This window comes from Streptomyces katrae (assembly GCF_000966975.1).
Taxonomy (GTDB): Bacteria; Actinomycetota; Actinomycetes; order Streptomycetales; family Streptomycetaceae; genus Streptomyces; species Streptomyces katrae.
The window spans coordinates 1-4337 of record NZ_JZWV01000349.1 but is presented as its reverse complement, the minus strand read 5'-3'; the positions used below and the strand labels follow the sequence as shown (position 1 = coordinate 4337).

The window sequence follows — 4337 nt, the reverse complement described above, 5'->3', positions numbered from 1 at the left end:
CCTGGGAACGGAGGAAGGGCGGGTAGGGGACGGCCCCGCGCAGCGGTCAGGCGTCCGGGGCGGGGTCGGTGTTCGGGACCGGGCCGCGGCCGGGCGTCGCCGGGGCGGCCCCGGACTTCGACCTGGCGGGACGGCCAGGGGCACCGGCCGGGGCCGAAGGTCTGCGTTTGCGGAGTTCCACCACGCCGTCGGTGATCCCGGAGGCGGGGGTCCGGGGCCGCTCCTGGGTGTTCTCGTACATGTCGGTGCGCTCCTGTCGGCTCTCGTGGCCCATGGGTGCCGGAAAGGGGCGGCCGCCGGATCGTTCCGGCTGCCGCCCCTCGGCGTTCCGGGCCAGTGAACCCACCCCCCCGTGCCGGGCGGGCCCGCCCGCGCGCCGATTCCCCCGGAAGAGTGATGTCACACCGGCAGGGACCACGCCTGGTCGGCCCGGTGGTCACCGCAGGCGGCCAGCCGCAGCCGTTCGGCCGGGGCGTCGGGCGTCGCGGCCGCCGCCGGGGCAGTCAGGCAGGTGCCGCTCACCTCCTCCACCAGGGACCCGTCGCGCCGGTGGCGCCAGCTCTGCCCGGCCCGCCGCCCGGGCGCGCAGTCGGCCAGCTCCACCAGGCCGCCGGAGCCCGCCGTGAGGCACTGCCCGGCCAGCCTCAGCCGTCCGCCGCCGCCCAGGGTCCACCGCTGGTCCGCCCCGGCGGTGCAGGCCGCCAGGACGACCGAACCGACACCGCTGGTGCTCGCTCCGTCGGCGCACATCGCCCCGAGGCCGTTGATCTGCCCGGTGGGCACGGCCTCCGCGCAGCCGCGCGGGGTGAGCCGCCACACCGCCGTGTCGTGCGCGGCGACCCGGCCGGTCAGGGCGTCGCCCGTCTCCGTGCGCTTCCCGGTCCACAGGTCCTCGGCGTCCACCACGCAGGGGGCGGGCAGCCCGATGCCGGCCAGCGGTACGGAGACGTCCCGGTCGGTACCCGAGCGGTTGAGCACCGCCACCGCCCGGTCCCCGTTCGCCAGCGGCCGGGCCAGCACCTCGAAGGCCGGGCTGGAGGAGACGACCGCGCCCTGGCGGCCCAGCGGGTCCTGGTCCAGCGCGATCAGCCGGGTGTTCCCGAGGGCGGCGAGCCCGCCCGGACTGAGCGCCGAGACGTCCGAGGACAGGATGAACGGGGCCGCCATCATCGCCCACAGCCCCACCTGGCTGCGGCTCTCCGCGTCGGTCAGCCCGGGGGCGCCCGCGATCAGGAAGTCGGGGTCGTTCCAGTTGCCGGGGGCCGCGTACCGGCCGAGCCACCGGTTGTAGCCGTAGTTGCCGAGGACCGAACTCCAGCGGGAGGTCCGGGGGGCGGACGCCTTGTAGACCTTGATGTCCTTGCCCTCGCGCCACAACTGGCCGGTCTCGCCCACCCAGTCGAGGACCTTGTGCCAGTCGGCGCCACCCCACTCGCCCTGCTGGAAGTAGGCGGGGGCGGAGGCGGAGAGCACCATCGGGCGGCCGCTGTCGCGCAGCGCCCGGGCGACCGCGTTGTACGCGTCCCGGTACGCCTCCTCCTTCGTCTTCCCGGGCGGCACCCACAGGTTGCAGCCGTCCATCTTCACGTAGTCCACGTTCCACGAGGCGAACAGCCGGGCGTCGCGGGCGTAGTGGTCCGGGCCGCCGCCCTCGGGGGCGCCGCTGCCGGGGTAGCGCTCGCAGGTGAGCGAGCCGGCGTCCTCGTAGATCCCGAACTTCAGCCCCTTGGCGTGCAGGTGCTCGCCGAGCCAGGCCATGCCGTGCGGGAACTTCACCGGGTCGGCGACCAGGTCCCCGCGCGCGTCCCGCTCCCGCCGCATCCAGCAGTCGTCCACGGTGACGGTGTCGTAGCCCTTGGCGGCGAGGCCGCTGGAGACGAGGGCCTCGGCGTTGGCGACCACCTTCGCCTCGTCGATGTCGCACATGTAGTGCGCCCAGTTGTTCCAGCCCATGGGCGGGGTGAGGGCCAGCGGGGTGTCCGAGGTCGCGGTCGGCTCCGCCGTCGCCGGGGCGGGGCAGAGCGCGAGGGCGAGCAGGGCGGCCGCGGTCAGACAGGGAAGTGAGGCGCGCAGGCGAGGCGGCACGGGTTCTCCTTGGCGTGGTGCGTACCGGCGGGGACGGTGCCCCAGTGCAGCGGTACGACTACCCACTGTCAACACATGTCATTGCTTATGGCCTGATGACCAGCAATATGGCGGTGGTCAAGGCGAGGATACGGTGTATGTGACAGTGGCTGATACGGTGTATCTCATGCCGAGAAGATCAGCGGCCCTCGACCGGGCGACCCCCGAGGCCATCGCCGTCGCAGCGCTGCGCCTCATCGACGAGGAGGGGCCCGCGGCCCTCAGCTTCCGCGCCCTCGCCGACCGCCTGGAGGTCTCCCACGCCACCGTCCAGCGCCGCTGCACCGACCTCGCGGGCCTGATGGACCTGTGCACCGAGCACCTCGCCGCCCGGCTCCCCGAGATCCCCGCCGGAACCGACTGGGCCGAGGCGACCGAACAACGGTTCGGGGCCCTTTACCGGCTCCTCACCGCCCACCCCGGGCTGCTCGTCCTGCGCGGCGGACGGCCCTGGCTCGGCCGCCAGTTGCTGGCCCGTCTCGTCGAACCCGCCCTCGCCGACAGCGTCGCCGCCGGGATGAGCCGCGCCGAGGCCGTCACCGTCTACCGCCGGATGTACCTGCTCACCCTGGGCTGCGCCGCCTTCGTCGACCACCGCGACCCCACCGGGGCCACCGCCGCCTCCCGGGCCGCGCTCGCCGCGCTCGACCCGGCCGAGTTCCCGGTGCTCGGCGGCGACCCGGCCGAACTGCTGCCCGCGCTGACCGACCACGAGGTCTACTACGGCGCCCTGCGCCAGCTCATCGCCGCCGCCCGGCCCACCGGCTGACCACACCGCACCACGAGAGAGGCCTCCCGCCATGGAACAGCAGCTCGACTACGCGGCCGTCCGCGCCGCCGCCGACCGCACGGCCGGGGCGATCCGGCCCGTCGCCGTCGCCCCCGTCGCCGACGGCCTCTGGTACGCCCTGGAGTTCCTCCAGCACACCGGCTCCTTCAAGGCCCGCGGCGCCCACAACTTCCTCGCCGCCCACCGCGCCGCCGGCACCCTCCCGGACGCCGGCGTCACCATCGCCTCGGGCGGCAACGCCGGCCTCGCCTGCGCCTGGGCGGCCCGCGCCCAGGGCGTCCCCGCCACCGTCTTCCTCCCCGCCACCGCCCCCCGCGTCAAGGTGGACCGGCTGCGCGGCTACGGCGCCGACGTCCGGCTCGTCGGCGACCACTACGGCGAGGCCCTGGAGGCCTGCCACCGGTTCGCGGCGGACAGCGGAGCCCTGGCCAGCCACGCCTTCGACCACCCGCTCATCGCGGCCGGCGCCGGAACCCTCACCGACGAGATCCGGGCCGCCCTGCCCGGCCTGGACACCCTGGTCGTCGCGGTCGGCGGCGGCGGGCTGTTCGCCGGCGTCGCCACCGCCGCCCGGGCCCACGGCGTCCGTGTGGTCGCCGCCGAACCCGAGCACTGCCGGGCCCTGAAAACGCAGCCCTGGAGGCGGGACGCCCCGTGGACGTCCCCGTGGACTCCGTGGCCTCCGACTCCCTCGGCGCCCCCCGGGTCTCCGCCGACGCCCTGGCCGCCGCCCGCCAGGACAACGCCGTGTCCGTACTCGTCCCGGACGAGGCCATCACCGCCGCCCGGCGCGCCCTCTGGGAGGAGCACCGGATCGTCGTCGAAGCCGGCGCCGCGACCGCCCTGGCGGCCGTACGCACCGCGCCGGAGCCCCTGGGCGAGCGGGTCGCCGTCGTCCTCTGCGGGGCCAACACCGACCCCGGGGACCTCTGACACCGACGACGATCGTTGCGCCGGCCCGCGACTTTCGAGTACGGCGCGCCCGCCCCGGCCCCTGCCAGGCTCCGCGGTGTCAGCAGGAACCACGAGGGCACGGAGGAACGGGCAATGGCTCAGCGCAAGGGTTGTCTCATCGGCTGCGGAGTGGCGCTGGTGCTGGGTGTCGGAGTACTCGTCGCCCTCTTCCTCGGCCTGGGGAAGATGGCCGACGTGGCCGACAAGACCCTGCTGGACCCGAAGGTCTACGCGTCGGTGAACGTCGGCGACCCCGAGAGCGAGGTCCGCGCCAAGCTGCCCTCGGGCGAGACCTTCGTCAAGGCCGCCCTCAAGGAGGGCGGCCCCGCCGAACCCGCGGGCAGCGTGTGCGCCTGGTACGTGTCCAGCGACGGCAAGGCCGCCGAGGACGTGCTGCGCCTCTGCTTCAAGGACGGCAAGCTGGCGGAGAAGGCCCAGTACCGCATGAAGTAGCCTCCGACAGCTAGGC

4 protein-coding genes and 1 pseudogene are annotated in these 4337 nt (G+C 74.9%); 3 read left to right on the top strand and 2 right to left on the bottom strand.

The annotated features are described in order from the left end of the window. Positions 1-46: 46 nt before the first annotated feature. Together VR44_RS13630 and VR44_RS13625 are read right to left on the bottom strand one after the other, a co-directional pair. Positions 47-241 carry a hypothetical protein gene (locus VR44_RS13630; protein ID WP_157880291.1) on the bottom strand — a complete coding sequence of 65 codons (195 nt, stop codon included), beginning with the start codon at positions 239-241 and terminating at the stop codon, positions 47-49. A 158-nt stretch (positions 242-399) separates the two neighbouring features. After that, positions 400-2085 (bottom strand): alpha-galactosidase, encoded by a 1686-nt coding sequence (locus VR44_RS13625; protein WP_245691782.1) that lies wholly within the window; start codon positions 2083-2085, stop codon positions 400-402. 166 nt (positions 2086-2251) lie between these two features. Here VR44_RS13625 and VR44_RS13620 point away from each other — a divergent pair, with 166 nt between their 5' ends. The 3 genes and pseudogenes from VR44_RS13620 (at position 2252) to VR44_RS13610 (ending at position 4321) form a co-directional block, all read left to right on the top strand. Beyond that, positions 2252-2893: a TetR/AcrR family transcriptional regulator gene (locus VR44_RS13620; protein WP_045947738.1), complete on the top strand. Its 642-nt coding sequence runs from the start codon at positions 2252-2254 to the stop codon at positions 2891-2893. Between the two features lie 31 nt (positions 2894-2924). Next, positions 2925-3847, top strand: a pseudogene (locus VR44_RS13615) (serine/threonine dehydratase). Positions 3848-3961: 114 nt separating this feature from the next. Next, on the top strand, positions 3962-4321 hold the full coding sequence (locus VR44_RS13610) for a hypothetical protein (protein ID WP_045947736.1): 360 nt from the start codon (positions 3962-3964) through the stop codon (positions 4319-4321). Positions 4322-4337 lie beyond the last annotated feature (16 nt).

Excerpts from the sequence above, each read along its gene's own strand:
- VR44_RS13630 (WP_157880291.1), bottom strand. The coding sequence starts at position 241 with ATGTACGAGAACACCCAGGAGCGGCCCCGGACCCCCGCCTCCGGGATC.
- VR44_RS13620 (WP_045947738.1), top strand. The coding sequence starts at position 2,252 with ATGCCGAGAAGATCAGCGGCCCTCGACCGGGCGACCCCCGAGGCCATC.
- VR44_RS13610 (WP_045947736.1), top strand. The coding sequence starts at position 3,962 with ATGGCTCAGCGCAAGGGTTGTCTCATCGGCTGCGGAGTGGCGCTGGTG.